The organism is Klebsiella sp. 2-CIP_Kleb. (genome assembly GCF_050378715.1).
Lineage (GTDB): Bacteria > Pseudomonadota > Gammaproteobacteria > Enterobacterales > Enterobacteriaceae > Klebsiella > Klebsiella quasipneumoniae.
In genome coordinates, this window is sequence record NZ_JBNRLG010000008.1 from 173,286 (window position 1) to 199,474 (window position 26,189).

Sequence of the window (26,189 nt, forward strand, 5' to 3'; positions counted from 1 at the left end):
GTTATTGTGCCGCGGCGCGCAGCAACGCCTGCACCAGCGGCGCAGGACGCCCGTCCAGCGCGTGGCGCTCATGCTGGAACAAGGTGGCGACAAAAAACGGGTGCGTCACCAGCTCGACGGCGCGGATCTCACCCTCTTCATCCCAGCCGGTGACGCGCAGATCGCCCTGCTCCAGCTCCGCGGCAAACGCGCTGTCCACACCGTAGCGGCAGTGGTAGCCCTCTTCAATGCTCTCCCGACCATAGGCGCGGGCAATCAGCGTATTCGCCCGCAGCTCGACGACGGCAGAAGCCTCCACCAGCGAGCAGCTGAGGGGCGCGATCACCATCCGCCCTTCGCTGTCGGTTTCCGCATGACCGGCATCCTGCCAGCCGAGCACGTTACGGGCGTATTCAATCACCGCGTGCTGAAAGCCGCCGCAGGTGCCGAGGAAAGGAATGCTGTTTTCACGGGCATAGCGGATAGCGGTAAACGCGCCTTCCGGGTGACGATACGGGCTGCCGGGAACGACCCAGACGGCATCGTACTCCGCCAGCGCGTCGCCGGAGGCGATCGACGGGGTGGCGAGCCAGTCATATTTCACCGGCTGCTCCAGCACGGCGGCAGCATCGTCTATTGCCAGGGGAATGGCCTGATGGGCAACAATATCGGGGTGATAATCGCCGACAAGGGCGAGGCGTAAAGGAGTTTTCATAGCAGGTTCCTTATGTCTGGACGAGACGAGCAGCACAAGGCACGTCAGGATAGCGATCCCCTCTGTGGAACACAATCCTTATTTTCACCCCACCGCCGTGGCCGGCGGGTGAGGTATACTGGAGCAAGCGCAAAAGGGAGAGAGGATGAAAAGTAAGCTTTTGGTCAGCGCCTGCCTGATGGGATTCCAGGTGCGATATAACGGTAGCGAGAAAGCGCAGCTGGCGGCGACCCTGTCCCGCTGGCAGCAGGCGGATCGTCTGGTGATCCACTGCCCGGAGCTGGCGGCCGGTCTGCCGACGCCCCGCCTGCCGGCGGAGATCGTCGACGGCGCCGGCGGCGATGTGCTTGCCGGGCGGGCGCGGATCGTGGAAAGCGACGGCCGCGACGTCACGGGACATTATCAGCTGGCTGCCTGGCTGGCGCTCAGCGCCGCCCGGGAAGCGGGCTGTCAGGCGGCGTTACTCACCGACGGCAGCCCCACCTGCGGCAGCCAGTTTATCTATGACGGTTCCTTTCGCGGGCGGCGCAAAGCGGGCGCCGGCGTGGCCGCCGAGCTGCTGCGCGCCCACGGCATCACGGTGTTTTCCGACGGGCAGATCCCGCAGTTGCTCGCCTGGATGGCACAGAGGGAGCAGGATGATGATTCAATGTAAACGGGTGTACGATCCGCAGGAAAGCAGCGACGGCTACCGGGTGCTGGTCGACCGTCTCTGGCCGCGGGGGATTAAAAAAGAGGCGCTGGCCTGTGATGAGTGGTGTAAAGAGTTAACGCCGTCCGCTGAGCTGCGGAAAGCCTTTCACGGCGAGGCGATCGATTTCGACCACTTCAGCCAGCACTATCGTCAGGAGCTCGACGCCCATCGCGACACGGGCCTGCGGCTGGCGGCGCTGGCGCAGCGCCAGACGCTGACGCTGCTGTACGCCGCGAAGAACACCGAGCAGAATCATGCCCGGGTGCTGGCCGCCTGGCTGGCGGCCCTGCCGGTTACGATTTAGCCGGATGGTCCCGGCGCCATAGCGCCCACTCATCGAGGGTTTCGCCGCTGGGCAGCTTGCACTGGGTGCTGACGCCCTGCGGCGTTTGCACCGGCACCCGGGTGCCGCCGGATTGCTGGCAGTAGACCGCCGCGGGATTGGGCATGCCGATGGTTTTCGTCGGCGCGGTGGGCTGCGGCTGGGCACAGCCGGCCAGCGCCAGGGGCAATATAGCCAGTAACTTTTTCATCTTTTCTCCCTTTCTCCAATTCCCGGGGATTTTAGCCTGAATCTCCATGGTTTCTCCATCTTGCCTGCACTTTTCCCCCGTAGAGTAGCCCCTGTTCTCGAACTGACCAGAGAACAGATCATTCCATAATCAATGAGTTTTTCCCCGTCGCCCCCGACGGGGCTTTTTTCCCGGCGAGTCGACAAGTATTCCCCAGAAAGATGTGATAAATTTAAAAATATCACTGTTTATTCGACGCTGATGTCCGTTTGCAGCCCAATATGCTGGGGTGACGTTTGGCGTGCTGGAGCTGTATTATTCATGTCAGATTTTATTCTTGCCCGGGTGTCGCAAACCCTCGCTACGGAACAGTCCCTGGAAACCCTGGTGCGCCAGCTGCTGGAGATGCTGGAGGCGGTGACGCGAATGGAGTCCACCTACCTTACCCGCATCGATATCAACGCCCAGCGGCAGCAGATCATGTTCGCCCACAACAGCAGCGAAATGCAGATCCCGGAAGGGTTTTCCGTCCCCTGGGATGAATCCCTGTGCAAACGCGCCCTTGAGGATCAGTGTACGTTTAGCAATGACGTCGCCCGTCGCTGGCACTCCTGCATCGCCGCCCAGGAGCTGGGGATCGCCACCTTTTTAAGCATTCCTGTGCGCCTGGCCGACGGATCTCTGTTCGGTACCCTCTGCGCCACCAGCCGGCAACAACAGCCTTATAACCTTGAAGGTGAACAGGTCATGGGCCTGTTCGCGAAGCTCATTTCCCACTACGTGGAAAAAGACACCCTGGTGCAACAGCTGCAGGCGGCAAACGTCGCGCTGGAGCTGCACTCGTCTACCGATGAGCTCACCCAGCTCCCTAACCGCCGCGCGCTGTTTAAGCAACTGGCGCTACGCTTTGCCTCCGCCCGCGCTCAGCAGCAACAGGTCGCGCTCATTTTTATCGATCTCGACGGTTTCAAAGCCATTAACGATCGGTTCGGCCATCCGTGCGGCGACAGCTTTCTGGTGCAGGTCGGTGAACGACTCACCGCCGTCGCGCGCCGTGAAGATATCGTTGGCCGCCTTGGCGGCGATGAGTTTTTGATCGTCGGTAGCGCCCAGCCGCCTGCAGCGCAGCAGGCGTATGTCACCACCCTGCGCCAGGCCCTGTGCGGGGTCTACTTCCTCGGCGAACAGCGTATCAACTATGAGGGCGCCAGCTTCGGGGTGGTCATCTGCGATCCGCAGAGTATCGATGTTGAAGCGGCCTTACGCGCTGCCGATGAGGCGATGTATCAGGATAAAAAGTCTCGCCGGCAGGAGAATTTTATTCATATTGACTAAAGTCACGCGATATCCAGTATCATGCAGGGCATCATTCGTGGGTACAGGGACACTATCATGAAATTGGGTATTCTTTTCCCGGTGGCGATCTTTATCATCGCCGTCGTCTTTCTCGGCTGGTTTTTTGTCGGCGGCTATGCGGCGCCGGGCGGGGCATAATGAAAAAAAGCACCATTATTATGCTGGTTGTCGCCATCGTGGCGGTGGCCGGCGCCCAGTTCGGCTGGTGGTGATCGCCGCGACGATATTGCGGAGTTGTCCTATCCCATCAATAAGTTAACGCTTTACACTCACGTTATCCGCCGCGGCATTCTCGGCCACGGGGAAAGAAAAATAGCGGGAGAAGTAAGGATGAAAAAGCCGATCGTGTTACCGTTGATTATTGCGCTGTGCACGCTGTTATCGGGATGCATTGTTGACGATGGGTATCACCACCATCGCAACCACCACCATCACCACTATCATGACGATGATTAATGCTTCACGCTGTTGATGAGCCGATAAGACAGGGCGAACCGCGGTTCGCCCGTTGACGCTTAATCCTGACGCTCGTCGCCGAGGAAAATAAAGCCGAGCGGAATAGCGAAGAGCGCGGTAAAGACGATGCTGTAAACTGTCACCATCGCCCCCTGCAGGAAGAACATAGACGTCGTCCACTCCGAGTACGGCATATTGTACTCGCTCACCACGCCGCCAAAGGTCGCCCGTCCCACCACCGCCAGCGCGATAGCAAACACCGCCGCGAGCGACAGACAGTATTTTTTGCAGTTTTTATTGCTGAGGAGTTTTTGCAGAATCATCCGGGCTTCCTTTTTGCTGAGCGATAAACGGCTGTATATGTAACACCAATGCAATAAAAAATGAAGGGTTTTTGTTACAGGACAGAATAAGAGGCGGCGGGCCGGTCTGTGGGTAACCGGCCCGTGGGGATCAGGACTGCAGGGTAGCCAGGCGCGCGGCGAACCCAACGAAAACCAGGCCAATCAGGCTGTTGCCAAGTTTAGCCAGCTTCTTGCGGGTTTTGACGTAGCGGGTGACAAACGAGCCGGAGAGGATCAAAAAGCTCATATAGCAGAAGCTAATCACCTCAAGGGTCAGCGCCAGAATAAAGAACGCCACCCCGGGGGCTTTGGCGTTGACATCGATAAACTGCACGAAAAACGACACATAAAACAGAATCGCTTTCGGGTTGGTCAGGCTCAGGGTCAGGGAACGCTTGAGGATCGCGCTCGCCGGCTCTGCGCTGGCGTCGGCCTGGCCGTCACGCTGGGTCAGCACCGCATAGAGCATTTTGCCCCCCAGCCACAGCAGGTAAATCGCCCCGAGGTAACGGACGACGTTAAACAGCACCGGCGTGGTCTTAATCAGCGTCGCCACGCCGGCAAAGGCCAGAAACATCAGCACCGCGTCGCCAATAAAGACGCCCGCCGCCGCCAGATAGCCTTTCTTCACGCCGTGGGCAATGCCCGTCTTCAGCACAAAAAACGTATTAGGGCCAGGGACGAGGATGATAAACACCGCCCCGACCAGGTAAGTCAAATAATTCAGAACACCAAACTCAGCGAACACTCTGCACTCCTTCGCGCACGACTAAAACATGATCCGGCTCACGTTACCCCAACTGTCGGGATTTTGAAAGCGCAGCCTGTGCGGGAAGGTTAATAGACGGAAGGTTCACCCAGCGGGCGGGTTTTAAAACGGCGATGCACCCACAGATACTGCTCAGGGGCGCGGAGGATCTCGCGCTCAATCACCTTGTTGATATAGCCGGCGGCGATCTGCTTATCCTCACCCGGATAGTCATTCATCACTTCGCTAATGTGCAAGCTGTAGCCCTGGCGATCCAGCTTGCGCACCATGCTGATGCTCAGCATTTTCGCCCCCGATAAGCGGGAAAGCACATAGGTGCCGTTGGTGGTTGCCGCCTGCGGGACGGAGAAAAACGGCGCAAACACGCTGCCCTTGGGGCCGTAATCCTGGTCCGGAGCAAACCATACCGCTTCTCCTGATTTTAAGGCATGTACCAGGCCGGTCAGGTTGTTACGATCGATCATCGCTTTGTTCGAGCGCAGGCGACCGCGGGTTTGCACCCACTCCATCAGCGGACTGTTATGCGGACGATAGGTGGCCATCATTGGACGACACAGCCCCATGGCGCGCCCGCCCAGCTCCAGCGACATAAAGTGCACGCCGACGACCATCACCCCTTTCCCGCCGCTAAGCGCATGATTAAGGTTGGCAAAGCCCTCGACATCAAACCATTTTTTGACCCGTTCGTCGCTCCAGAACCAGGCCATGCCGGTTTCAATCAGCCCCATTCCCAGCGACATAAAGTTTTGATCGATCAGGGTCTCGCGCGCCGCCGGCGACATCTCCGGGAAGCAGAGTTCAATATTGCGCCGGGCGATATGTTCGCGGCGTTTGAGAAAACGTCGGGAAAGACGACCCGCGCTGGTGCCGATAAAATGCAGCAGCGGATAAGGCAGTTGTACAATCAACCAGAGGATGCCGAGCCCAAACCAGGTCAGCCAGTTGCGCGGGTGTAAAAGTTGTTTATTAAATACGCAGGCCATGATTTTTCCTGTAAACATTAATTATGTGGTAACGCTTAAGGAAAACAGAATCCATTTATCATCATTAGGCGGTACGTACAGCAAGTAGGACAATACTAATCCGCTGAAATTCCCTCCGGCAAGTAAAAAACAGCGTGCTGACAAAAAAACATAATTGCGGCACAAATGTTACCAAATGTAAACTTAAATCTTGATATCCTCTTAATATATTCATCATGTATATCATTTTCACGCTAATCATCCGCGTTACTAGCAGAAAAAACCGAATCCTTCGCCGGCGACGCCCTGTCTACGGGGCGTTGTCGTCCGCCAAACCGCGCGGACAGCGGCGTGGTGCATAATGTTGCGTCGTCGTTTGTGGACGCGATAAATAAAGCGCGTGCGCCGCGGAATGCATCATGTGTAATCAATCAGCATAAGGAAGATTAAATTCGCCTTAAGAGAATAATTAAGAATAGGCTTATTTAAGCCTGCTTTAAAAATAATCGTCTTCCCTTGCGCAGGCATTTTAATGCCGCCCTCGCCGGCTGATAAAAAAATATTTCTTTACCTCCCGCGCGCAAAAATAGGCGGGATGAATGACGGACAATGACCCGGCGCCGGTATGCACTCGCGTCGGGTCATTGCGAGAACAGCACGGCCAGGGCGCGAACAATGCTCTGGCCGTAGAGGATCAATAGGTGTGGAAATATTGCTGGATCAGCAGCGGATCTTTCGTTTGCGTCAGCGCCGTCATCAGCAGAATACGCGCTTTCGCTGGATTGAGGGAATCGGCCACCAGCCCGGGCTGGCTCTCGTCCGGCGGCACCACGCCACTGCCGGTGCGGGAGGCGCGCACCACCACGATACCCGCCTGCTGCGCTTTTTTAATACCAGCGGCGCTACGTACCGACACCGAACCTGCCCCCGTGCCGGCGTAAATAATACCGTCGGCATGATGGGCGATCGCCGCATCATACATATACTCCGGGTCGTCCTGGTAACCATAGATGATCACCACTTTCGGCAGGGCCTTCAGCTGACGCACATCGAAGACCGAGCGCAGGGTGTGGATCTTATCCACCCGCGTTTCAAACTGGGGTTTTCCCCCCACCACGACGCCAAGATAACCCTCCTCCGACGCCCGGAAAGTATCCAGCGAGGTGGCATTGGTTTTGGTGACGAAGCGCGCCGCGCCGATGCGGTCGTTAAGCACCACCATTACCCCGCGCCCGCGGGCATCCGGGTCGGCGGCGACGGTGACGGCTTCCAGCAGATTCATCGGTCCGTCGGCGCTGATCGCCGTCGCCGGACGCATCGCGGCGGTAAAGACCACCGGTTTATTGCTTTTCACCGTCAGATTGAGGAAATAAGGGGTTTCATCGAGGGTGTCGGTGCCATGCGTGATCACCACGCCATCGACATCATCCCGGGCTAATAACGCATTCACCCGCTTCGAGAGCTGCAGAATAATATCGCTGGTCATATTCTCACTGCCGATATTCGCCACCTGCTCACCTTCGACGTGGGCAATTTTACTGATTTCCGGCACGGCGTTAATCAGCGTCTGCACGCCAATTGCCCCGGCTTTATAGCCCGTCGTCTGGGTATTGCTGGCCGCCGAGCCGGCAATCGTCCCGCCGGTGGCTAAAATGACAATATGCGGTAAACGCGTCTCGCTAAACGCCAGGCTGCTTATCGTCAGTAACGCAATGGCAAGTAATGCTCTAAAATTCATACAGGTCACTCCCTTCATAGACATTAATCAAACTTACGCTTGCTTAATGCAAAGGGCTTGCCAGAATTGATATCTTTTACGGGGGGTAAATGGTTAACTATCAGACAATAATAAGGTTCTCGCCTCAACATCGCCCAAATCTGGTGCATGACTGGATCTGAACCGGGCAGGCGCCATGACCCCATACATTATGAGATTTTACCCGTTCAGCAACACACAACACGCATTGCGATCAGATTATCGACACTTCCGTCACCCTCAAGGTCATTTATGCCCGCCAGGTGACGCGAACGGAGAACAGAAATGCGCATTGCCCTGAAGTCGGCCCTGATGCTGACCACCAACGTCATTCAGATCATTAACCCTGAACTGCACCGGCATATGCAACGAACGGCCTTAATCGCGCTGACGCTGGCGCAAAGGCTGGAGCTGCCTGCCGAGCGTCAGCAGACCATTTTTTGCGCCGCGCTGCTGCACGATATCGGCGTACTGGGTGATAGACGCACCATCCATTCGCTGGATGCCATCGATAATATCCACGATCCGCATCAGCGCCAGGGGGCGGCGATGCTTGAGGGGTTAGCAACCTTCCAGCCCATCGTCCCCTTTATTCGCGACCACCACTTTAGCCCGGAGCACCGCGGCAGCCGCGAACAGCATATTGTCTATTTCGCCGATGCCTTTGAACGGCTGCTGCCGGCGGATAGCCGCGTGGCCGCGTGGCCCACGCGGGCAGTGGTGGAGCAGTTCGTCACCCTGCACCGGGAGATCGATCCGCTGCTCTGCGATACCCTGTGCGAGGTCGCTGAAAATGCGAGCTTCTGGCAGCACCTGCATCCCGGGCATATTCAACGGCTGCTGGAAATTATTGCCCCCATCAACACGCTATATCTGGATATTGACGGTCTGAAAGATGTCTGCCTGCTGATTGCCAAAATTGTCGACACCTACAGCAGCTTTACCGCCAGCCACAGTATTATGGTCGGGGAAATCGCCCGCCAGCTTGCCCATTGGATGCAGCTGCCAGAGCCCACCTGCCAGCAAATACAGGTTGCCGGCTATCTGCATGACATTGGTAAAGTTTATATCCCTCTTTCTATTCTGGAAAAAGAGGGGGAGCTGGATGACGACGAGCTGAGTCAGGTACGCGAGCACAGCTACATGACCGGAGATCTCCTGAGCGACTACAGCGAGCTTGGCGACATTATCAACTGGGCCTCGAATCATCATGAAAAACTGGATGGCAGCGGCTACCCTCTGCATCTCGAAAAGGATCACCTGACCCTCGCCGACCGGATTATCTCCATCGCCGATATTTTCACCGCCCTGACCGAAAATCGCCCTTATCGTAAAGGGATGGCCTGGCAGGAGGCCTTACAGATTATGGAAACGGATGTTATAAATGGCGCTCTGGATCGCGATGTCTTTCTCGTTTTACGCCACCATGCGGAAACGCTACACGCCATCATTCTTCAGACCCTTGAACACCCCCGCAGCGAGCACCGTCCCTGAAGCGGGCCGCCGTCATAACCGGGGGCGGGTTCTATAATTAAAACCGCTTCATCTGCATGCAAGGAAACACAGGGTGAGAATCGCCACCATCACCAACTGGGCCTACGGGATCACCGTCGGCCTGACGCTGGCATCCGGGAGCGCCATGCTCATGGCCTCCAGCGCTGACCGCGTCGAACGCCAGGCGGTACAGCAGCGCCAGGTCTTTGATACCCTCTCCGACGAGGTGGAAAACGACGCCTGGGCGCTGTCTGACCTCGCCCGGCTATACGTGGTTAAGCCCTCGCCGGAGACGCTGGAGCAGTATCAGCAGCTGCAGCGGAGCGACAAAAGCATTGAGCTGCGGCTGGCCAGATTGAAAGATAACGGCGCCAGCCGCGAGGAGCTGGCGCTGCTGCACGATGGCCTGCAGATTGCCGCTGAACTTCAGGATGAACAGCAGGCCGCCCTGGCGCATGTCGCCAACGGCGATGCGCCAGCGGCCATCGCGATACTGTATGGCAAAGCGTACGAGACCGAGCTGGAACGTATGCAGACGCAGATCGATCGCTTCCGCCAGATGCTCGAAAATCGCGCCGCCGTTGCCATTGACCAGGCCACCGACCGCTCGCGGATCTGGCGAACCCTGTCGGAAATCATGGTCGGCCTGACCGCCCTGATGTTTTTGTTCGTCCTCGGCTTTATTCTCAAACGCCGGGTGCTCTACCCGGTGGTTCGCCTGAGCGACGTGGTGCAGCGTCTCGCCTCCCAGGACTATGCGGTGGAGACGCCGCAGTTCACTCAGGTGGATGAGATTGGCGATATGGCCCAGGCCATCCGCATTTTTCGCGAGAACGGCCTGGCCCGCCAGCAGCTGGAGCAGCAGCGCGACGCCGACTGGGCGATCCGCGAACTGCTGGCGCGCATGACCCAGCGGCTGCAGGGCTGTGAAACCATTGAGGATGTGATTAAGGTGGCAGAACTGTTTGCGCCGAATATCGCCCCGACGATCCCCGGGAAACTGTATATTCTGGATACCGATCCCTGGCAGATGCGCTGCGTGGCGCAGTGGCTGGCGCCCGCCGGGGAGACGACGCCCTTTTCACCCGACGACTGCTGGGCGATACGTCGGGGACTCAGCCATCCGCCGGTGCAGGGCGAACCCGATATCACCTGCTATCATCTGCCGGAGGAGCACGCCGGCCAGTCGCTCTGCGTACCGCTTATCGCCCAGGGCGAAGCCATCGGGCTGCTGACCTTTCAGAACGTTACCGCCAGTGACGCCCCTTCCCGGGCCTACCTTGAGCTGATGGCGGAAGCGCTGGGCCTGGCGCTGGCCAATCAGCGTTTACGCAGCGCCCTGCTGGAAAAAGCGCTGTTCGATTCCCTGACCGGCCTGCGTAATCGCCATCATCTTGACGAAGCGCTGCATTCACAGATGGCGCTGGCGGTCCATACCCACACCCCGCTGAGCTGTCTGATGATCGACATCGATCATTTTAAAGCCATCAATGATCGCTACGGCCACGAGGCCGGGGATCTGGTGATTAAGAGCGTCGCCACCATCGTGCAGCGCGCGGTGCGCGATATCGGCATGGCTTTCCGCTACGGCGGCGAGGAGTTTCTGGTGCTGCTCCCCGGCATTGACGAAGCCGAGGCGCACCAGTGCGCCAGCGAGATCTATACCCAGGTGCATAATATGACGCTGCGCGATGGTCTGACCGAAATAGGTCAGGTGGATGTGTCGATTGGTATCGCCAGCTATCCGCAGCATACCCAAAGCGACAGCCTGCTGCGCGCGGCGGACGCCGCGCTGTACCGGGCGAAAGAGCTGGGCCGCTCAAGGATTGTCAGCTTTGGCCGCCTGAAGACCGGTTAACCGGGTGAGTGCTCAGTCGCATTGAGCAGCGAGATGACTTTCCGTACTACCGCCGAACGGATATGGCGGTGGTAAACCATGCTCAGCTCACTCTCCGCCAGCCGGTCCTGAAGATCGATGTACACCACGTTATCGAGGCGTAAGGCCCGCGCCGAGACCGGAACCAGGGCCACCCCGACCCCGGCGGAGACCAGGCTAATCATCGAGGTGACGTCGTTGACCCGCTGCGCCACCTGCGGCGTAAAGCCCGCGACGCGGCAGGCGTCAATAAATACCTGCTCCAGCCCGGTGCCCTGCGGATCGTTAAGAGAGATCCAGTTATCCGCGCGCAATGAGGCCAGATTGAGCGCCCCTACCCCTGCCAGTGGATGCTGCTGATAGAGCGCCAGACAGAGCTTTTCCCGCACAAACGGCCTGACCACCAGCGCGTCCGGCGGCGAGGCCAGCGGCGCGCGGATGATGGCGATATCCAGGCGCAGATCCAGCAGCGCTTCGTAGAGCATTTGCACATCGCCATGCACCAGCGACAGCTCAATCCCCGGCCAGTCGGCGCGCAGCTCGCGCAGGAGCCCCGGCAGTTTGCTGTCGTACATCGCGCTGGAGACATACCCCAGATGCAGTCTTCCCTGCTCGCCCCGCGCGGTGCGCTGGGCGTCCAGTGCCGCCTGGTCGACCATCTCCAGCGCCAGCCGCGTCTTCTGCCAAAAGGCCTCGCCCGCGGCGGTCAGGGTCAGACGGCGGTTAGCGCGGGAGAAGAGCACCACCCCCAGACGCTGCTCGAGCTGTTTGATCTGCTGGCTGAGGGCGGGCTGGGCGATATGCAACCGCTCCGCCGCCCGGTGCATATGTAACTCTTCGGCAACGACCACAAAGTGGCGTAACGCTCGCAAGGACATGGCCGGACTCCGGTGGGTTTGATTGATAATAAAAATATTATCAATAAAGCATAAATGATGCAATTGATAACCATTAGCCTGCGAAGCATACTGTGCGCATCGACACGCTAAGGAGAACATCATGACCGCACCGATTCAGGATCTGCGCGACGCCATCGCGCTGCTGCAACAGCATGACAATCAATACCTCGAAACCAATCATCCGGTGGACCCTAACGCCGAGCTGGCCGGCGTCTATCGCCATATCGGCGCCGGCGGCACCGTGAAGCGCCCCACCCGCATTGGCCCGGCGATGATGTTTAACAATATTAAGGGCTATCCGCATTCGCGCATTCTGGTGGGCATGCACGCCAGCCGCCAGCGGGCAGCGCTGCTGCTGGGCTGCGAAGCTTCGCAGCTGGCGCTGGAGGTGGGTAAAGCGGTGAAAACACCGGTCGCGCCGGTAGTGGTCCCGGCCGACAGCGCCCCCTGTCAGGAGCAGATCTTTCTGGCCGACGATCCGGACTTTGATTTGCGCACTCTGCTCCCGGCGCCCACCAACACCCCGATCGACGCCGGCCCCTTCTTCTGCCTGGGCCTGGCGCTGGCCAGCGATCCTGACGACGCCTCGCTCACCGACGTCACCATCCACCGCTTGTGCGTGCAGGGCCGGGATGAGCTGTCGATGTTTCTTGCCGCCGGCCGCCATATCGAAGTGTTTCGCCAGAAAGCCGAGGCTGCCGGAAAACCGCTGCCGATAACCATCAATATGGGTCTCGATCCGGCCATCTATATTGGCGCCTGCTTCGAAGCCCCCACCACGCCGTTTGGCTATAACGAACTGGGCGTGGCTGGCGCGCTGCGTCAGCGCCCGGTGGAGCTGGTGCAGGGCGTCAGCGTCCCGGAGAAAGCCATCGCCCGCGCCGAGATCGTTATTGAAGGCGAACTGCTGCCCGGCGTGCGCGTCAGAGAGGATCAGCACACCAACAGCGGCCACGCGATGCCGGAATTTCCCGGCTACTGCGGCGGCGCCAACCCGTCGCTGCCGGTGATCAAAGTCAAAGCGGTCACCATGCGGCACAATGCGATCCTGCAGACGCTGGTGGGACCGGGGGAAGAGCATACCACCCTCGCTGGGCTGCCGACGGAAGCCAGTATCTGGAATGCCGTCGAGGCTGCCATCCCGGGCTTCTTACAAAATGTCTACGCCCACACCGCGGGCGGCGGTAAATTTCTGGGGATCCTGCAGGTGAAAAAACGTCAGCCCGCCGACGAAGGTCGTCAGGGACAGGCTGCGCTGCTGGCACTGGCGACCTATTCCGAACTGAAAAACATCATTCTGGTTGATGAGGATGTCGATATCTTTGACAGCGACGATATCCTGTGGGCGATGACCACCCGCATGCAGGGGGATGTCAGCATCACCACCCTCCCCGGTATCCGCGGTCACCAGCTCGATCCTTCCCAGACGCCGGAATACAGTCCGTCGATCCGCGGGGAAGGTATCAGCTGCAAGACGATTTTTGACTGCACGGTCCCCTGGGCGCTGAAGCCACACTTTGAGCGTGCGCCGTTTGCCGATGTCGACCCGCGTCCGTTTGCTCCGGAGTATTTCGCCCGTCTGGAAAACGGCCACGGTCAGTAAGTCAGTCAAGCTGGGCGACTGGCGCCGGACACGCGGCGTCTGTCGCCCGATTCAGCGCCATCCGGAGCGGATGGCGAAGGCCGGGTTAATTAATCGCCGCGGCGAGGTCTTTTTTCACCTGCTCACGCTGCTCGGCAGTCAGCACCTGGCTGACGTCAAAGTAGTATTTCACACGATAGTAGCGCACCTGCTGATCCAGCTGGCCAAAAGCAGCCAGCTGCTGTTTGACTTTAGCTTCATCCCATTTCCCGGAGTGAATAACGTCGGCCAGGGCGCCGTCCTGATAGCCGCTGATTTTAATCTGGCTCACATTGTTTTCGAATCCCTGACGCAGCGCCTGGATTTTGGCGACCTGCTCCTCACTCAGCTTCAGATGCTGGACGACCGGGTCCTGCGAGACAGACGGCACGTCAGCCGAGGTCGACGCCTGGCTGGCGGCAGTGAAGCAGGTGGTCAGCGCAATGGCGATCAGGGTGTTACGCAAGCGTGTATTCACAATGAGTTATCCTTCAGGCAAGTAAAAGAGACGGGATTATCATCGCGGGAATAAAGCCTATCTGTAACAAAGCATTCGTTTAAAACTGGATAAGAAAAGAATGGCAGGTCACCGAAACCTCGCCCCGGTGGCGCTCAGCAGCAGAGAAAGATATATTCATCCTTCCAGTAACGGCCCTGACCAATGATATCCCCGGCCGCAGTGATTAACCGTTTTTGCTTTTCGGTTTCGATCCCCTCCACAATCACATGCCCGGTCAGGGTATGAATAGCCTGTAACAGCCCAGGCAAAGCGGGATCGTTTTCTTTGTCCCAGAAATAATCTTTATCCACTTTGACGCAATCGAAGCGAAATCGCTCCAGCAGCCGGAAAGTCGTGCGTCCGCGTCCAAAGTCATCCAGCCAGACCGGACAAAGCGCCGCCAGCGTGCTCAGCGCCGTCAGTTCGCGACCGGCGATAAACTCATGAAAATTCTCATTTATTTCCAGGGCGATGTATTTACTGGCGCGCAGAAAATCACACAGATAGCGATCGGTCAGAATAAAATGGCTTAATAAATCATCAATATTCAGCGATATCGGCTTATTATCGACCTGGGAAAAATCAAAGACGGAAAGCAATTCGATTTGCCGGGTAAATAGTGCAAGCTTGTCGCGTTCGGTGAGCGTGGAGAAAGAAAACGTGGGCGCGGAGGTGTTATTTTGTGCGGGTGCTATAATGTCTTTAGTGAGCAATTCCCACGAGTGGTAGGCACCATCATCGCTAATAGCGGGCTCCAGAACGAAGCGATAAGAGGTATTTTTCACGTTTTCTTTAACCATTTAAAAAATACCAGAAATAAGAAAGGGTTAAAGCATGTCATATATTTCCCGCCAACAAAAATAGTTTAAAATGATCGATAAGAAACATTCGATAGCCAAAAGCTATCAAGATATAATTTATTGATCGGTAAAGTGAATTAATATAAATTTGCCACCGCTGTCATCCCCACCTAAGTCAAAATTAAAATATCGTTTCAAACCAGCCAGTTACAAAATAATCCATCACCAGGCATTGCGGCTTCATGCTTTTTCCCTACGGGGAAAAAAGCATGGAGTAATAAAACCGAAAAAAACAAGCCGCCAGTTTTTGGCATTTTTATGCCGAAGATCAATAACGCATCACCCGGCACGGCCCGCCTGCCACGCCTGCCACGCCGTCTGCAGGCGATAAATCAGGCAGACGGGTCAACGAAACGTCATATTTTCCCGCTATCTTACTGGCAAAAGAGGCGAAGTGGGAAAAGGGTAGTGAGAAGAATATACGGGGTTCCGCTGGCGCTGATGCTAGTCATGCTCAGCGCCAGCGCGTGGCTGGAACCGGCTCCGCGGCATGCCGCCAGAGGCCTGTGCGTCTGGTTTGATGGAGCAATGGTCGACTGCCTGCAGAGGCAGCGGCTGGGCGAAGGGAGGCCCGCTCACGCGCTGGCCAGACGATAAACCGGTACCCGCCGGGTGGTATTGAACAGAGTGTCGCAGACCTCCACCTCCTCAGTGATAATGGCCATACCGGACCGGCGCAGCTGGGCAATGTCCGCCGCTACCCGCTGACAGCCGAACCAGAACAGGGCATCCAGCGCGGTTACCGGCAGGCCGGCGATTAATGCCTGCCGGAGTCGATCCCGGGCTGGTTTAATCTCCCGGGCGATCTGCTGGTACGGCGCCGCCGTCTGGCCCGTCGCCTCGACGCGACGAATACGGTTTGTCAGGTGGTAATGAAAGCTCTCCGGTACAGCCTGTAAATCCTGCTTCAAACTGTAGACGCAGCCGTAACGTTTGCCGTTGAAAACGGCGGCTTTACGACTGAGCTGCAACGTCTCGCGGACGTCGGCGATCAGCTGCGGCGCGCGCACCAGCAGCAGGCGAAAAGGCAGCTCGAAGCTGGTGACATAGTCGACGTTCAGCAACGCAATGCGCAGACGCTCCTCTGCCCCGGCCTGCAGCTGACGGCACTCCTGATAGACTTCTCGCCACTGCTCCCGCAGCCGCGACGTTTCACCGGCTTCGGTAAACTGGTATTTTTCAATATCGTAATCAATTCTCCCGAGCACTGCACATTCCTTCCTGAATCAGTCCCGGCGTTATACTATCATCCTCCGGCGCGGTACCCTATGCCCAGCGCCGTCGCCTCTGTCGGTTATTTACGATAAAGATAACGGGTGATGACCACATCAAGAACAAACAGCAGGAAAATAACGCTGCTTAACCACAATAAGCCTGCGAATAAATCAAGTAATTGCATCGTTGTTCCCTCGCCGTTGGCCATAAAAATAAAGCCCCATCACCATAAGGTAGTTAAGAACTACCTTAACAGCCACAGATTAAAAATTATTTAGCGATATGAAATCCCGAGCCCTTGCAGGTTCATTTTACTGACATCAAATTGTCATCAAACAATGTCTATCATCAGCCGACGCCGCAGGATGGTTCCTGCCGTCATGGTATCGCCGGCAAACGCGCGACCGCACGGTTTAACAACACGGAATAATATCGCCCTACCTCACTCTTACTGTCATTGCATAATCTTATATCAGGCGCCATTACCATTCTGCTGAATAATCCGGAATGCGCTATAAGTCATAAACGCCCTGCTGATTGGTTGACCATGGAGAAATACGATGCCCAGCGAAAAAGCCCGCAGCCTTGACCATTTCTATGAGTTACTGGCGACAGGACAACATCAGAAAATCGAACTCGATTTTGACGTCGCCGCAGACGATTTTTTTAAAATCGCCACCGAGTTTGGCGACATTGGCGCGAGGATCACCCGGGTGAATGAGCGATTTATTATTAAGATCAAGTCGCCAAAAGCGTAAGCCTCTGCCCGCCTTCCCCGGCGGGCGTCAGGCCAGCATCATGCGGGCTCTGTGGCTCGCAGGGAGTCACAGCCTGCCCCTGATTGAACGCACATCGCGTGGGTACGCTTTCCTGTTGGCGGGTAACACCTTGCGCCTGTTGAACTTTGCCGCCGTCTCCACGCCCGGAACCCTTTTTGACCCCGCGGTGATCCGGGTGGAGAAGATAACGATCGGTATCTTAAGCGCCGACCTGACCGACGGCTTCGGGCTGCCGGTGCGCCCCCATATTGACACCCTGCCCAAGCAAGGAGGGAACGGATCGCCGGTCTGCCCGCGACTATCTGGTTCATTCCCGGGCCGCCGGCGCGTATCTCGCTCAGTGATAGCCTTCACTGCCGGACACTTTGCCGCGAAAGACGTAATAGCTCCAGGCGGTATACATCAGGATCACCGGGATGATCAGCAGCGCCCCCGGCAGCATAAATACCTGGCTGGAGGGCGGCGCGGCGGCATCCCACAGGGAGATGTGCGGCGGAATAATGTTCGGCCAGACGCTGATTCCCAGCCCGCTGAAGCCGAGGAATATCAGGCCCAGCGTCAGGATAAAGGGACGAGCATGGCTTGCGGGGCGCGCGCTCAGGCGCCAGATCCACAAGCTCAGGGTCAGCACCAGGATCGGCACCGGCACAAACCAGAAGAAATTGGGCAGCGTAAACCAGCGTTCCGCCACATAGCGCCAGCCCAACGGCGTCCAGACGCTGACCACCGCGATCACCGCCATCAACGCCAGCAGCGCCTTGCGGGTCAGTTCGCGCATCCGTTGCTGCAACGCGCCTTCGCTTTTCATGATCAGCCACGTGGTGCCCAACAGCAGATAGGCTACTACCAGCCCCAGGCCGCAGAACAGATTGAAGGGGGTAAGCCAGTCCAGCGTCGAGCCGGCGAAGCGGCGGTCAGCCACCGCAAAGCCGTTGATAAACGCGCCGACAACAATCCCCTGGCTGAAGGTCGCCAGCAGCGAGCCGCCAGCGAAGGCATAGTCCCAGAAGGTGCGATGCGAGGGAACCGCTTTAAAACGAAACTCAAACGCCACGCCGCGGAAAATCAGGCCGATGAGCATCGCCGTCAGCGGGATAACCAGCGCATCGGTGATCACCGCGTAAGCCAACGGAAAGGCGCCGAACAGCCCTGCCCCGCCGAGCACCAGCCAGGTTTCGTTACCATCCCAGACGGGCGCCACGCTGTTAACCATCACGTCGCGCTCTTCGGCGTCATGCACCACGCTGAACAGCATTCCGATGCCTAAATCGAAACCATCCATCACGATATACATCAACGTGGCGAAGACAATGATGACAAACCAAATCACCGAGATATCGATGCTCATGATGCGTTCTCCTCATCCCGCACCGGCTCTGCCGCCGAGAGCGGACGCGCCGGGGTGCCTGCGGTTTGCGAGGTCAGCTCCGTCACCGGCTGCGGCCCTTTTTTGATAAGCCGGAAGATATAGTAATACCCCACGCCAAACACCGCGCAGTAGACCACGATAAACACCAGCAGGCTAATAGCCATCTGCAGCGTACTGTGCAACGACACCGCGTCCCGGGTGCGCAGCAAACCGTAGATCACCCACGGCTGACGGCCCATCTCGGTGGTCACCCACCCGGCGACCAGCGCAATCAGACCGGCGGGACCCATACAGAGCGCAAACCACTGGAAGGGACGCGAATGGTACAGCCGCCGCCGATAGCGAAGCCAGGCGCTGCAGATCCCTAAGGCGATCATCAACACCCCCATCCCAACCATAATGCGAAACGACCAGAACACGGCGGGCGAATAGGGCCGGTCCTCTTTCGGGAAATCTTTCAGGGCCGGCACCTGCTTATGCAGGCTATGGGTGAGGATCAGGCTGCCGAGCGCCGGGATCTCCAGGCCATAGCGGGTGCGCTCCTGCTCCATATCCGGCAGACCAAACAGCAGCAGCGGGGTGGCCTCGCCGGGCCGGTTTTCCCAGTGCCCCTCAATCGCCGCAATCTTCGCCGGCTGATGCTCAAGGGTGTTAAGGCCATGCATATCCCCCACCACCGCCTGGATGGGCGCCACCAGCAGCGCCATCCACATCGCCATCGACAGCATTTTGCGGATGGCCGGCGAGTCGTTGCCGCGCAGCAGATGCCAGGCGGCGGAGGCCCCGACGAACATGGCGCTGCTGAGGAACGCGGCGATCGCCATATGGAACAAGCGATACGGGAACGAGGGGTTAAAGATAATCGCCAGCCAGTCCTGCGGGATAAGGTGGCCATTTTCGAGGGTAAAACCCTGCGGCGTCTGCATCCAGCTATTGGAGGCGAGGATCCAGAAGGTGGAGACCAGGGTGCCAAGGGCTACCATGCAGGTGGTAAAAAAATGCAGCGCCGGCGGCACCTTGCTCCAGCCGAACAGCATCACGCCGAGGAATCCCGCTTCGAGGAAGAAGGCGGTCAGCACTTCATACAGCAGCAGCGGGCCGGTAATACTGCCGGCAAACTGGGAGAATCCGCTCCAGTTGGTGCCGAACTGATAGGACATGACTAATCCGGAAACCACGCCCATGCCAAAATTGACGGCGAAAATTTTCAGCCAGAAGTTGTAGAGCGAGCGCCAGACGTTATCCCGGGTTCGCAGCCACATCCCTTCCAGCACCACAAGGTAGCTGGCAAGGCCGATGGTGATGGCCGGAAACAGAATATGGAAGGAAACGGTAAAGGCAAATTGCAGTCGGGCCAGATGAAACGCGTCAAATTCAAACATAATCCGCACCCATCATTATGAAACGCCCCGGCCGCAGCCGGGGCTTATGCGAACATCACTTAGCCGATGATGAGGTGTTTTGCTTACCGGCGCCGAGTTCGGCGCCGGTCAAAGGATCACCCTGCGGGTCAGACTCTGTTCGCTTCAGCATCGCTTTGCACAGCGCTTCCTGCTCCGGCGTCAGGCCGACAGAGGCGCTGCCATCTCCGCCATCCACGGCCGGCTGCGGATCCTTGACATAATCGAAGTGTTTGTCACTGTTCCAGCTGCCGCGTACTTCTCCACCTTCAGACATATTGTAGTAGGTGTTCGCGTACTCGCTAATGGGCGGCAGTTTGCCCGGCGGATAGTTGTTGCGAATTGACTGCAGCGCCTTCTCAAAAGAGAGCTGATGCGCCGCTTCGCGGGTCATGAGGAACGCCAGCGCGTCTTTTACGCCGGGATCGTCGGTCACGTTGATCAGCCGTTCATAGACGATCTTCGCCCTCGCCTCCGCCGCGACGTTCGACCGCAGGTCGGCGGTGGGTTCGCCGATAGTATCAATGTAGGCCGCCGTCCACGGCACGCCCGCCGAATTGGTCAGCGGGGTACCGCCGCCGTACAGTAACGACGTAATATGGCTGTCGTTGCCGTTGGCGGTGAGCGAACGATAGAGTTCCGCCTCGCTCTCGGTGCCCTCCGCCAGCGCCCCTTTGGCGCCTTTATTTAGCATGCCGACCAGGGTGCCAATGATCTCCAGATGGCTTAGCTCCTCTGTCGCGATATCCATCAGCATGTCTTTACGGCCGGGATCGTCATCGCTTAATCCCTGAGCGAAATAACGACACGCGGCGGCCAGCTCGCCCTGAGGGCCGCCAAACTGTTCGAGCAGTAAATTCGCGAGCCCCGGGTTGGGTTCAGCAACGCGCACGGTATACTGCAGTTGTTTCACATGACGAAACATAGGCCTGCCTCCTGGGTTATTTTTTCGCTTCTACGCCGTCAGCTTCTGAACGCAGGAGAAACTGCTCCGTGGTCTGAGGAATATGTTTGATCAGCCAGTCGGCCATTTCCCGCTCTTCCGCCAGGATGGCCTCAATGGCTGGGATGGAGGCGGTATCGCCCGCTTTTTCAGCGGCCGCCAGCAGAGAGGTATAGCAGGCGATCTCAAACTGCTCGAAAACGTACCCGCTGATCGAGCCTTTGACGATTTCATCGGAAGGAAACATTCCGCCAATGGACTGGCCAAGAGCCGCCATTTTACTCATCGAATCTTTAATCACCGAGCGCGAAATGTCGTTGCGGTCGAGGATCTCTTCCAGCACGGTAATTTGCCGTTTGGTCTCATTAATATGCTGTTCGATTCTGGCACGGAGATCCGGATAATTATCGATACGGCCAGCCATTGATTCCAGCATGGATTCTGCCTGTTTTTCCATGGCATGCGCATCTCGTAGCCAGTCATGATAATGTTCAATGTGATTCATCGTGATTTCCTCGTGTCAGGGAGCGTTTATTTTTCCGCTTTTTTATTAATATTACCTACCGCCAGGTCGGTTAATTTAACATCGGTTTGCTTTTCTTCTTCCAGGGTTTCGGCCAGCAGTTTGACCGCTTTTTTATAACCCAACTGTTCCGCCAGGGTAACCAGGGTACCGTAACTGGCAATTTCGTAATGCTCGACCTTTTGCGCAGCGGCAATTAACGCGGCATCGCGTACCTCATTTTTTTCCGTGCTCTCAACGACTTCATTGGCCTCTTCGATCAATCCTTCCATGGCCACGCATTTCATGCGTTTTATTTTCAGACCAGATTCCTGCTCAATAATCTGGTCGATACGTTCAATCTGGCCCTGGGTTTCTTCAAGATGAGCATTGAACGCCGCGCTGAGTTTTTCACTGGACGCCGCTCTGGCCAGTTTTGCCAGCCCGCGGGTTAATTGTTTCTCTGCGCTGTAGGTATCTGAGAGCAGGTGAATAAATACATCTTCAATGCTTTTCATATTCATAGAAATACCTTCTGGAGTCAGAAAATAACTGCGAGTCTGTGACAGACTCGCAGGAGATACTTTCACTTCAGGGTGCAAGGAAAAGGATAATCAGGAATTATCGGACTTGCGGCCACCACCGTGGCTGTTTTGTCCGCCTTTTTTACCCGCTTCAGACGCACGCTGCGGATCGTTTTTAAAGTTCCCGCCGCTGTGCTGACCACCTTTACGACCTGCTTCAGAAGCTTTTTCACGGTCTTCAGCAAAATTTCCGGAACCACCACGATGCTCTGCCATATTTCACCTCATGTATATCGGTTATGTCAGTACGATACGAAAATATTCCGTATCACTCGTCGCTCGATATTTAAATCTAGCGGGTAATGCTGGTTAGTCAAATTATTATCCCGTGTTTTTGATGCCTTTTAGGAGTAATTCGGAATAATTCTACAAAACACATCAAAAATAACCAGACGGTACATTCCCGCTAACTTACTGTGTTCAGGGAAATAATGCACACAGAGCACCACTGTGGCAAAGAATTATTTATACCGGCGGAGTACTCCTGTTGGGTTATATAACGAAGCGGCAGTAACGCCCTTAGTCTGGTTGAAATTCAGATTTTTTCTTTTTTTAAGGCCAAAAAAAAAGCCGCTGGGGAAGCGGCTGGAAAATAAAACGGAGCGAATATCATGCCCGATTAAGCCTGGCATACATAAGGGGAATAGGCAAATAACCTAAAATAACCTCAACAAACCAGCCGCTAAATAAGCGAAGCGTGGAATACATTCACTGAGTGGAATATCACGCAGTTCCATTATAAGTACTCTACGCTTTATTTTTACTGTGGTTTATCGGCGGCAATAACGTTAGGTCACAATGCCTTTTCGCCTGCTGCTATCAGCCATTCTCTCCAGGAGAAGACTTTATGAAAGCACTCACTTATCATGGCCCCCATCATGTCAGCGTCGACACCATGCCCGACCCGGCCCTTGAGGCGCCGGACGATATTATTCTGCGCGTCACGGCGACGGCGATCTGCGGTTCCGATCTGCACCTTTACCGCGGTAAGATCCCCGGCACGCACCATGGTGATATTTTCGGCCATGAATTTATGGGGGAAGTGGTGGAAGCCGGTTCCGAGGTCACCGCGGTTCGTAAAGGCGATCGGGTGGTTATCCCGTTTGTCATCGCCTGCGGAGACTGCTTCTTTTGTCGCCTGCAGCAATATGCCGCCTGCGAAAGCACCAATAGCGGCCAGGGGGCGACGCTCAACCGAAAAGGCATTTCGCCACCGGCGGCCCTGTTCGGCTACAGCGATTTGTACGGCGGGATCCCTGGCGGCCAGGCGGAATATGTGCGCGTTCCCAAAGCCAATACCGGACCGTTTAAAGTGCCGGACACCTTACCCGATGAAAAGGTGCTGTTTCTGTCAGATATTCTGCCTACCGCCTGGCAGGCGGTAAAAAACGCCGAGGTCAAACCCGGCAGCAGCGTGGCTATTTTTGGCGCCGGCCCGGTTGGCCTGCTGTGTGCCTCCTGCGCCAGGCTCAATGGCGCAGAGCAGATATTTATCATCGATCATAACGATTACCGACTCGACTTCGCGCAGCGGCGCTATGGCGCGATCCCGATAAACTTCGACCACCATGACGATCCGGCGCAGTGGATTATCGACAACACCGCCGGCCATCGCGGCGTCGATGCGGTGATTGACGCCGTCGGCTTCGAGGCGAAAGGCAGCCTTACGGAAACCGTCCTCAGCACCCTGAAAATCGAGGGCAGCAGCGGGAAAGCGCTGCGCCAGTGCATCGCTGCCGTGCGCCGCGGCGGCATCGTCAGCGTGCCCGGGGTTTACGCCGGTTTCATTCACGGATTTATGTTTGGCGATGCCTTTGATAAGGGGCTGACCTTCAGAATGGGGCAAACCCACGTCCATGCCTGGTTGCCGGATCTACTGGCGCTTATTGAGCAAGGGTTGCTCACCCCGGAGGAGATTGTCACTCACCATATGCCTCTGGAGGAGGCCGCGCGCGGCTATCAGATCTTTGAGAAACGTGAAGAGGCATGCCGCAAAGTGATCCTCGTGCCGGGGATGCAGCCCGGAAAGGCAACGCTTTGAGGCGGAGATTAACGCAGCGAAATCCCTCGGAGGCCAGTCTGCGCCGTGCTATAAAAACAGCATGCGCTGGCCGGCCGTCGCTGATACAGCCGTTAACCACAGGGGAAGGAAATGCTCGAGTTACGCCCGAATTGCGAATGCTGTGATAAAGATCTGCCGCCAGACTCACGCGAAGCGTTTATCTGTTCGTTCGAGTGCACCTTTTGCCAGGACTGCATGACGGCGCGGCTTAACGGCCATTGCCCGAACTGCGGCGGCGAACTAGTGCGGCGTCCGGTGCGTCCCGAAGAGGCGCTCCGGCGCCACCCCGCCTCCACCCTGCGCCGCCATGGGCAGTAAAACCGGATGAGCAGGCGTAGCGAAAAGGAGCCCTCGGGCTCCCTTTCTTCATCCTTATTTCGCTGCCGAAAAGCGCCACTCTGCGGCGGTCGACAGCGTCACAAATGGCCCGGCAAGGGTGACAATGTGATGGCCAATGATGTCAGGCGCTGATAAACGTTCGTTATCCATGGTTGAGTGCGCATCTGAGATCAGCACCGTCCGTAATCCCAGCGCCGATGCCGCTCGGCAGGTCGTGTCCACGCAGAATTCGGTTTTCATCCCGGCAATAACCAGCTGTTTTACGCCGGCCTGAGCGAGCTGATGCGCAAGGTCAGTTTGCTGAAAACAGGAAGGGTACTTTTTAATAAAGACGATATCCCGCTCGCCGTTAACACCCATCTCAGGCAGCAGTTGAGTTAATGGACTTTGCGCGGAGAACGGAGAGTCGTCAGCTCCGGTATGGCGGGCAAAGAAGACGGGCACCTCAGCCTGTCTCGCTTTTTCAATCAGCAGGCAAACGTTCGCCAGAAGCGCATCGGCCTGATACGGGGAAACCGGGCCACGGAAAAGCCCCTGCTGCATATCGATAATTAACAGGGCATCCTCAGATGAAATCATGATGGGTCTCCATTCAGTCTGTCACGAACGGAGAGGTCTCTCCCCGTCCACATTGGCGGGGAGTGAGGATCTGTTTGTCAGGAGCCGGTCACAGATACGCCCACACCACCGCAGGTTACGGTCGTGGTGGTGACGGTGGTGGTTGGCTGCACTGACGTAATCATTATCTGACCTTCACTTATTCCTTACAGATAAAACATAAGCGCCATTAAAACGGCTCTTTTCTTATAGCATTGAGCTGAGACGGATGGCAATTTATGCGTGAACAACGCAGCCGCTTTACGCAACCATTAACGGCTTACAATATAGGCGCGAAGGATTTCACCTGCTGAAAGAATATGTTTCACAGTATATGCCCGAGCCTCCTGTGGATTATTTTGCTGGCAGGCCATCAGGATCTGCTGATGCTCATCCTGGAATTTCAGCGTATCCGACAGCAGTCTGTTCTGAAAAAGCTCATATCTTTCAATCTGCTCGCGCAATTCACCGATCATCTTCAACAGGCGCTGATTGTTACACTTCCGATACAGCAGTTCATGAAACTCCCGGTTATACCTCCCCTGCTGCTCGGGTTCAGAAGCGCTACTCAGCAGCTGATGCACCAGCTCTGCCCGGGCAAGCGTTTCCGGGTCCATATTCTCCAGGCTATGAAAAATGGCTTCACCTTCCAGGAGTGCCCGCAGCTGATAAATTTCATCGACATCTGCGGCCGTCAGCGTTTTCACCACCGCGCCACGATTTCTGAAAATCTCAACCAGACCTTCGCGCTCAAGCTGCTGTATCGCTTCTCTCATTGGGATACGGCTGACAGAAAACTGGCAGGCCAGGTCGCGCTCCACAAGCCGGTCGCCATCTCGCAATGCCCCCTTGTTGATTAAGATTTTTAACTCACTGGCAAGGATATCGGCGGTCGAACGGGTAGCAGCGTTCATTTGGCTCTCTTTACATCATTCATAAATGGTATACCATTATACCATTCGAGCCAACGTCATGACAACCTTGCGATTCTACCTGCGGCTTCGTTCAGGCAATGCAACTGGACGATACCGCAGTGAAGAAATTCATCCCTCTATAGAGAAAGGCAAACCAATGGAACACGCTTATACCAGTCATATCACATGGACCGGCAATCAGGGCACGGGTACCTCGGGTTACAAGGCTTATGCACGAACCTGGGATATCGCGGTAAAGGGAAAAGAACCCATTCATTGTTCAAATGATCCATTACTGGGCGGCGATCCCGGCAAAATGAACCCGGAAGATCTCCTGCTCTCTTCTCTCTCTGCCTGTCACATGCTGTGGTACTTACATCTGGCCTCAGATGCCGGCATTACGGTCATGGAATATCAGGACTCGCCGGTGGCAACGGGCGAAGTATTAAAAGGGGGCGCGGGTCGCTTTATTTCTGCTACCCTCCGGCCGAAAATCACCGTATTACCAGGTACCGATCTCGACGCCGCCGCGGCCCTTCATCAGCAGATCCATCACGTCTGTTTTATCGCCCGCTCGGTCAATTTCCCGGTCAGCTACCAGCCTGAATTTATTATCTTTAACGCAGAGTAACTCGTTTCTGGCGCGATCATCCGGTGCGCAGGAAATGTGGCTGGGGTATCCAACCTCAGCCA

At 56.6% G+C, this 26,189-nt stretch carries 32 protein-coding genes and 1 pseudogene; 14 read left to right on the forward strand and 19 right to left on the reverse strand.

The annotated features are described in order from the left end of the window. Position 1 precedes the first annotated feature (1 nt). Entirely contained in the window at positions 2-694 is a 693-nt protein-coding gene (locus ACQUTP_RS22600; RefSeq protein WP_004203741.1) for a CTP synthase C-terminal region-related (seleno)protein, read from the reverse strand. A gap of 145 nt (positions 695-839) precedes the next feature. Here ACQUTP_RS22600 and ACQUTP_RS22605 point away from each other — a divergent pair, with 145 nt between their 5' ends. Both ACQUTP_RS22605 and ACQUTP_RS22610 read left to right on the forward strand, forming a co-directional pair. Continuing rightward, positions 840-1,349, forward strand: coding sequence for a DUF523 domain-containing protein (locus ACQUTP_RS22605; RefSeq protein ID WP_004203740.1), 510 nt, complete (start codon positions 840-842; stop codon positions 1,347-1,349). A 4-nt stretch (positions 1,350-1,353) separates the two neighbouring features. Then, complete coding sequence (locus ACQUTP_RS22610; RefSeq protein ID WP_074186551.1) at positions 1,354-1,692, forward strand: DUF488 domain-containing protein; 339 nt, start codon at positions 1,354-1,356, stop codon at positions 1,690-1,692. On the opposite strand, the gene ACQUTP_RS22615 is transcribed toward ACQUTP_RS22610, so the two are convergent. After that, on the reverse strand, positions 1,682-1,921 hold the full coding sequence (locus tag ACQUTP_RS22615) for a putative hemolysin (RefSeq protein ID WP_004203736.1): 240 nt from the start codon (positions 1,919-1,921) through the stop codon (positions 1,682-1,684). The genes ACQUTP_RS22610 and ACQUTP_RS22615 overlap by 11 nt on opposite strands. A gap of 300 nt (positions 1,922-2,221) precedes the next feature. Between ACQUTP_RS22615 and ACQUTP_RS22620 the strand changes: the two genes are divergently transcribed. The 4 genes from ACQUTP_RS22620 to ACQUTP_RS22635 all read left to right on the forward strand — a co-directional run bounded on the left by ACQUTP_RS22620 (position 2,222) and on the right by ACQUTP_RS22635 (position 3,712). Beyond that, positions 2,222-3,235, forward strand: coding sequence for a sensor domain-containing diguanylate cyclase (locus ACQUTP_RS22620; RefSeq protein WP_017898645.1), 1,014 nt, complete (start codon positions 2,222-2,224; stop codon positions 3,233-3,235). A gap of 57 nt (positions 3,236-3,292) precedes the next feature. After that, positions 3,293-3,394 (forward strand): YoaK family small membrane protein, encoded by a 102-nt coding sequence (locus ACQUTP_RS22625; RefSeq protein WP_004150782.1) that lies wholly within the window; start codon positions 3,293-3,295, stop codon positions 3,392-3,394. Continuing rightward, positions 3,394-3,468 carry a protein YoaJ gene (gene yoaJ, locus ACQUTP_RS22630; protein WP_137910537.1) on the forward strand — a complete coding sequence of 25 codons (75 nt, stop codon included), beginning with the start codon at positions 3,394-3,396 and terminating at the stop codon, positions 3,466-3,468. Before ACQUTP_RS22625 ends, yoaJ begins: the two co-directional genes overlap by 1 nt. Positions 3,469-3,586: 118 nt before the next feature. Then, positions 3,587-3,712, forward strand: a complete 126-nt coding sequence (locus ACQUTP_RS22635) for a hypothetical protein (RefSeq protein ID WP_017898646.1) — start codon at positions 3,587-3,589, stop codon at positions 3,710-3,712. Between the two features lie 59 nt (positions 3,713-3,771). Here ACQUTP_RS22635 and ACQUTP_RS22640 read toward each other — a convergent pair whose 3' ends face one another. The 4 genes from ACQUTP_RS22640 to fraE form a co-directional block, all read right to left on the reverse strand. Beyond that, the gene (locus ACQUTP_RS22640) at positions 3,772-4,035 is read right to left on the reverse strand and encodes a DUF2534 family protein (protein ID WP_004203731.1); all 264 of its coding nucleotides are present in this window, start codon (positions 4,033-4,035) and stop codon (positions 3,772-3,774) included. A 130-nt stretch (positions 4,036-4,165) separates the two neighbouring features. Next, the gene (gene leuE / locus ACQUTP_RS22645; RefSeq protein ID WP_004203730.1) at positions 4,166-4,804 is read right to left on the reverse strand and encodes a leucine efflux protein LeuE; all 639 of its coding nucleotides are present in this window, start codon (positions 4,802-4,804) and stop codon (positions 4,166-4,168) included. Between the two features lie 89 nt (positions 4,805-4,893). After that, positions 4,894-5,808 carry a kdo(2)-lipid IV(A) palmitoleoyltransferase gene (gene lpxP, locus ACQUTP_RS22650; RefSeq protein ID WP_017898648.1) on the reverse strand — a complete coding sequence of 305 codons (915 nt, stop codon included), beginning with the start codon at positions 5,806-5,808 and terminating at the stop codon, positions 4,894-4,896. A 673-nt stretch (positions 5,809-6,481) separates the two neighbouring features. Next, positions 6,482-7,525 carry a fructose-asparagine asparaginase gene (gene fraE / locus ACQUTP_RS22655; RefSeq protein ID WP_048323834.1) on the reverse strand — a complete coding sequence of 348 codons (1,044 nt, stop codon included), beginning with the start codon at positions 7,523-7,525 and terminating at the stop codon, positions 6,482-6,484. A 303-nt stretch (positions 7,526-7,828) separates the two neighbouring features. Between fraE and ACQUTP_RS22660 the strand changes: the two genes are divergently transcribed. Beyond that, complete coding sequence (locus tag ACQUTP_RS22660) at positions 7,829-9,037, forward strand: HD domain-containing phosphohydrolase (RefSeq protein WP_004203727.1); 1,209 nt, start codon at positions 7,829-7,831, stop codon at positions 9,035-9,037. A 73-nt stretch (positions 9,038-9,110) separates the two neighbouring features. Continuing rightward, positions 9,111-10,895 (forward strand): sensor domain-containing diguanylate cyclase, encoded by a 1,785-nt coding sequence (locus ACQUTP_RS22665; RefSeq protein WP_004203726.1) that lies wholly within the window; start codon positions 9,111-9,113, stop codon positions 10,893-10,895. On the opposite strand, the gene ACQUTP_RS22670 is transcribed toward ACQUTP_RS22665, so the two are convergent. Then, entirely contained in the window at positions 10,892-11,791 is a 900-nt protein-coding gene (locus ACQUTP_RS22670) for a LysR substrate-binding domain-containing protein (RefSeq protein ID WP_017898653.1), read from the reverse strand. The two genes, ACQUTP_RS22665 and ACQUTP_RS22670, sit on opposite strands and share 4 nt — an antisense overlap. Before the next feature lie 121 nt (positions 11,792-11,912). On the opposite strand from ACQUTP_RS22670, the gene ACQUTP_RS22675 reads away from it, so the two are divergent. Further along, on the forward strand, positions 11,913-13,415 hold the full coding sequence (locus tag ACQUTP_RS22675; protein WP_004203721.1) for a UbiD family decarboxylase: 1,503 nt from the start codon (positions 11,913-11,915) through the stop codon (positions 13,413-13,415). Positions 13,416-13,500: 85 nt separating this feature from the next. On the opposite strand, the gene ACQUTP_RS22680 is transcribed toward ACQUTP_RS22675, so the two are convergent. The 4 genes from ACQUTP_RS22680 to ACQUTP_RS22695 form a co-directional block, all read right to left on the reverse strand. Further along, complete coding sequence (locus tag ACQUTP_RS22680) at positions 13,501-13,911, reverse strand: Spy/CpxP family protein refolding chaperone (protein ID WP_017898654.1); 411 nt, start codon at positions 13,909-13,911, stop codon at positions 13,501-13,503. A gap of 134 nt (positions 13,912-14,045) precedes the next feature. After that, complete coding sequence (locus ACQUTP_RS22685; protein WP_004203719.1) at positions 14,046-14,732, reverse strand: KPN_01159 family EAL domain c-di-GMP phosphodiesterase; 687 nt, start codon at positions 14,730-14,732, stop codon at positions 14,046-14,048. A 434-nt stretch (positions 14,733-15,166) separates the two neighbouring features. Beyond that, positions 15,167-15,322: a hypothetical protein gene (locus ACQUTP_RS22690; protein WP_032425982.1), complete on the reverse strand. Its 156-nt coding sequence runs from the start codon at positions 15,320-15,322 to the stop codon at positions 15,167-15,169. 45 nt (positions 15,323-15,367) lie between these two features. Further along, positions 15,368-16,000 (reverse strand): helix-turn-helix domain-containing protein, encoded by a 633-nt coding sequence (locus tag ACQUTP_RS22695; RefSeq protein WP_080841154.1) that lies wholly within the window; start codon positions 15,998-16,000, stop codon positions 15,368-15,370. Between the two features lie 567 nt (positions 16,001-16,567). Between ACQUTP_RS22695 and ACQUTP_RS22700 the strand changes: the two genes are divergently transcribed. Next, positions 16,568-16,765: a hypothetical protein gene (locus ACQUTP_RS22700; RefSeq protein WP_004203716.1), complete on the forward strand. Its 198-nt coding sequence runs from the start codon at positions 16,568-16,570 to the stop codon at positions 16,763-16,765. Between the two features lie 40 nt (positions 16,766-16,805). After that, positions 16,806-16,991 (forward strand): annotated as a pseudogene (locus ACQUTP_RS22705) (FUSC family protein); the annotation flags it as partial. A 132-nt stretch (positions 16,992-17,123) separates the two neighbouring features. Here ACQUTP_RS22705 and cydB read toward each other — a convergent pair. From cydB to ACQUTP_RS22735, 6 genes are all read right to left on the reverse strand, one after another. Further along, on the reverse strand, positions 17,124-18,134 hold the full coding sequence (cydB, locus tag ACQUTP_RS22710) for a cytochrome d ubiquinol oxidase subunit II (RefSeq protein ID WP_023317966.1): 1,011 nt from the start codon (positions 18,132-18,134) through the stop codon (positions 17,124-17,126). Then, positions 18,131-19,537, reverse strand: a complete 1,407-nt coding sequence (locus ACQUTP_RS22715) for a cytochrome ubiquinol oxidase subunit I (protein ID WP_004203714.1) — start codon at positions 19,535-19,537, stop codon at positions 18,131-18,133. Before ACQUTP_RS22715 ends, cydB begins: the two co-directional genes overlap by 4 nt. 55 nt (positions 19,538-19,592) lie before the next feature. Then, entirely contained in the window at positions 19,593-20,480 is an 888-nt protein-coding gene (locus ACQUTP_RS22720) for a manganese catalase family protein (protein WP_285755381.1), read from the reverse strand. A 16-nt stretch (positions 20,481-20,496) separates the two neighbouring features. After that, complete coding sequence (locus tag ACQUTP_RS22725; protein WP_285755383.1) at positions 20,497-21,003, reverse strand: ferritin-like domain-containing protein; 507 nt, start codon at positions 21,001-21,003, stop codon at positions 20,497-20,499. A 26-nt stretch (positions 21,004-21,029) separates the two neighbouring features. Continuing rightward, positions 21,030-21,524: a ferritin-like domain-containing protein gene (locus tag ACQUTP_RS22730; protein ID WP_008807707.1), complete on the reverse strand. Its 495-nt coding sequence runs from the start codon at positions 21,522-21,524 to the stop codon at positions 21,030-21,032. A gap of 90 nt (positions 21,525-21,614) precedes the next feature. Beyond that, the gene (locus ACQUTP_RS22735; RefSeq protein ID WP_004150795.1) at positions 21,615-21,800 is read right to left on the reverse strand and encodes a general stress protein; all 186 of its coding nucleotides are present in this window, start codon (positions 21,798-21,800) and stop codon (positions 21,615-21,617) included. Positions 21,801-22,431: 631 nt separating this feature from the next. Between ACQUTP_RS22735 and ACQUTP_RS22740 the strand changes: the two genes are divergently transcribed. Together ACQUTP_RS22740 and ACQUTP_RS22745 are read left to right on the forward strand one after the other, a co-directional pair. Beyond that, positions 22,432-23,625: a zinc-dependent alcohol dehydrogenase gene (locus ACQUTP_RS22740; protein ID WP_004203711.1), complete on the forward strand. Its 1,194-nt coding sequence runs from the start codon at positions 22,432-22,434 to the stop codon at positions 23,623-23,625. A gap of 111 nt (positions 23,626-23,736) precedes the next feature. Next, positions 23,737-23,964 (forward strand): DUF1272 domain-containing protein, encoded by a 228-nt coding sequence (locus tag ACQUTP_RS22745; protein ID WP_004203710.1) that lies wholly within the window; start codon positions 23,737-23,739, stop codon positions 23,962-23,964. Between the two features lie 54 nt (positions 23,965-24,018). Here the strand turns inward: ACQUTP_RS22745 and ACQUTP_RS22750 are convergent, their stop codons facing one another. Together ACQUTP_RS22750 and ACQUTP_RS22755 are read right to left on the reverse strand one after the other, a co-directional pair. Further along, positions 24,019-24,564: a cysteine hydrolase family protein gene (locus ACQUTP_RS22750; protein WP_004203709.1), complete on the reverse strand. Its 546-nt coding sequence runs from the start codon at positions 24,562-24,564 to the stop codon at positions 24,019-24,021. Between the two features lie 290 nt (positions 24,565-24,854). Continuing rightward, positions 24,855-25,496, reverse strand: coding sequence for a GntR family transcriptional regulator (locus ACQUTP_RS22755; protein ID WP_060657020.1), 642 nt, complete (start codon positions 25,494-25,496; stop codon positions 24,855-24,857). A gap of 157 nt (positions 25,497-25,653) precedes the next feature. Here ACQUTP_RS22755 and ACQUTP_RS22760 point away from each other — a divergent pair, with 157 nt between their 5' ends. Next, positions 25,654-26,127, forward strand: a complete 474-nt coding sequence (locus ACQUTP_RS22760) for an OsmC family protein (RefSeq protein WP_004203707.1) — start codon at positions 25,654-25,656, stop codon at positions 26,125-26,127. The last annotated feature ends 62 nt before the right edge of the window (positions 26,128-26,189 follow it).

Coding starts and splice junctions, on each gene's coding strand:
- ACQUTP_RS22605 (WP_004203740.1), top strand. CDS start 840: ATGAAAAGTAAGCTTTTGGTCAGCGCCTGCCTGATGGGATTCCAGGTG.
- ACQUTP_RS22730 (WP_008807707.1), bottom strand. CDS start 21,524: ATGAATATGAAAAGCATTGAAGATGTATTTATTCACCTGCTCTCAGAT.
- ACQUTP_RS22720 (WP_285755381.1), bottom strand. CDS start 20,480: ATGTTTCGTCATGTGAAACAACTGCAGTATACCGTGCGCGTTGCTGAA.
- ACQUTP_RS22700 (WP_004203716.1), top strand. CDS start 16,568: ATGCCCAGCGAAAAAGCCCGCAGCCTTGACCATTTCTATGAGTTACTG.
- ACQUTP_RS22755 (WP_060657020.1), bottom strand. CDS start 25,496: ATGAACGCTGCTACCCGTTCGACCGCCGATATCCTTGCCAGTGAGTTA.
- ACQUTP_RS22760 (WP_004203707.1), top strand. CDS start 25,654: ATGGAACACGCTTATACCAGTCATATCACATGGACCGGCAATCAGGGC.
- ACQUTP_RS22600 (WP_004203741.1), bottom strand. CDS start 694: ATGAAAACTCCTTTACGCCTCGCCCTTGTCGGCGATTATCACCCCGAT.
- ACQUTP_RS22685 (WP_004203719.1), bottom strand. CDS start 14,732: ATGGTTAAAGAAAACGTGAAAAATACCTCTTATCGCTTCGTTCTGGAG.
- cydB (WP_023317966.1), bottom strand. CDS start 18,134: ATGAGCATCGATATCTCGGTGATTTGGTTTGTCATCATTGTCTTCGCC.
- ACQUTP_RS22620 (WP_017898645.1), top strand. CDS start 2,222: ATGTCAGATTTTATTCTTGCCCGGGTGTCGCAAACCCTCGCTACGGAA.
- ACQUTP_RS22670 (WP_017898653.1), bottom strand. CDS start 11,791: ATGTCCTTGCGAGCGTTACGCCACTTTGTGGTCGTTGCCGAAGAGTTA.
- ACQUTP_RS22625 (WP_004150782.1), top strand. CDS start 3,293: ATGAAATTGGGTATTCTTTTCCCGGTGGCGATCTTTATCATCGCCGTC.
- ACQUTP_RS22745 (WP_004203710.1), top strand. CDS start 23,737: ATGCTCGAGTTACGCCCGAATTGCGAATGCTGTGATAAAGATCTGCCG.
- ACQUTP_RS22660 (WP_004203727.1), top strand. CDS start 7,829: ATGCGCATTGCCCTGAAGTCGGCCCTGATGCTGACCACCAACGTCATT.
- ACQUTP_RS22640 (WP_004203731.1), bottom strand. CDS start 4,035: ATGATTCTGCAAAAACTCCTCAGCAATAAAAACTGCAAAAAATACTGT.
- ACQUTP_RS22715 (WP_004203714.1), bottom strand. CDS start 19,537: ATGTTTGAATTTGACGCGTTTCATCTGGCCCGACTGCAATTTGCCTTT.
- ACQUTP_RS22615 (WP_004203736.1), bottom strand. CDS start 1,921: ATGAAAAAGTTACTGGCTATATTGCCCCTGGCGCTGGCCGGCTGTGCC.
- ACQUTP_RS22635 (WP_017898646.1), top strand. CDS start 3,587: ATGAAAAAGCCGATCGTGTTACCGTTGATTATTGCGCTGTGCACGCTG.
- ACQUTP_RS22735 (WP_004150795.1), bottom strand. CDS start 21,800: ATGGCAGAGCATCGTGGTGGTTCCGGAAATTTTGCTGAAGACCGTGAA.
- ACQUTP_RS22725 (WP_285755383.1), bottom strand. CDS start 21,003: ATGAATCACATTGAACATTATCATGACTGGCTACGAGATGCGCATGCC.
- lpxP (WP_017898648.1), bottom strand. CDS start 5,808: ATGGCCTGCGTATTTAATAAACAACTTTTACACCCGCGCAACTGGCTG.
- ACQUTP_RS22750 (WP_004203709.1), bottom strand. CDS start 24,564: ATGATTTCATCTGAGGATGCCCTGTTAATTATCGATATGCAGCAGGGG.
- fraE (WP_048323834.1), bottom strand. CDS start 7,525: ATGAATTTTAGAGCATTACTTGCCATTGCGTTACTGACGATAAGCAGC.
- ACQUTP_RS22740 (WP_004203711.1), top strand. CDS start 22,432: ATGAAAGCACTCACTTATCATGGCCCCCATCATGTCAGCGTCGACACC.
- ACQUTP_RS22675 (WP_004203721.1), top strand. CDS start 11,913: ATGACCGCACCGATTCAGGATCTGCGCGACGCCATCGCGCTGCTGCAA.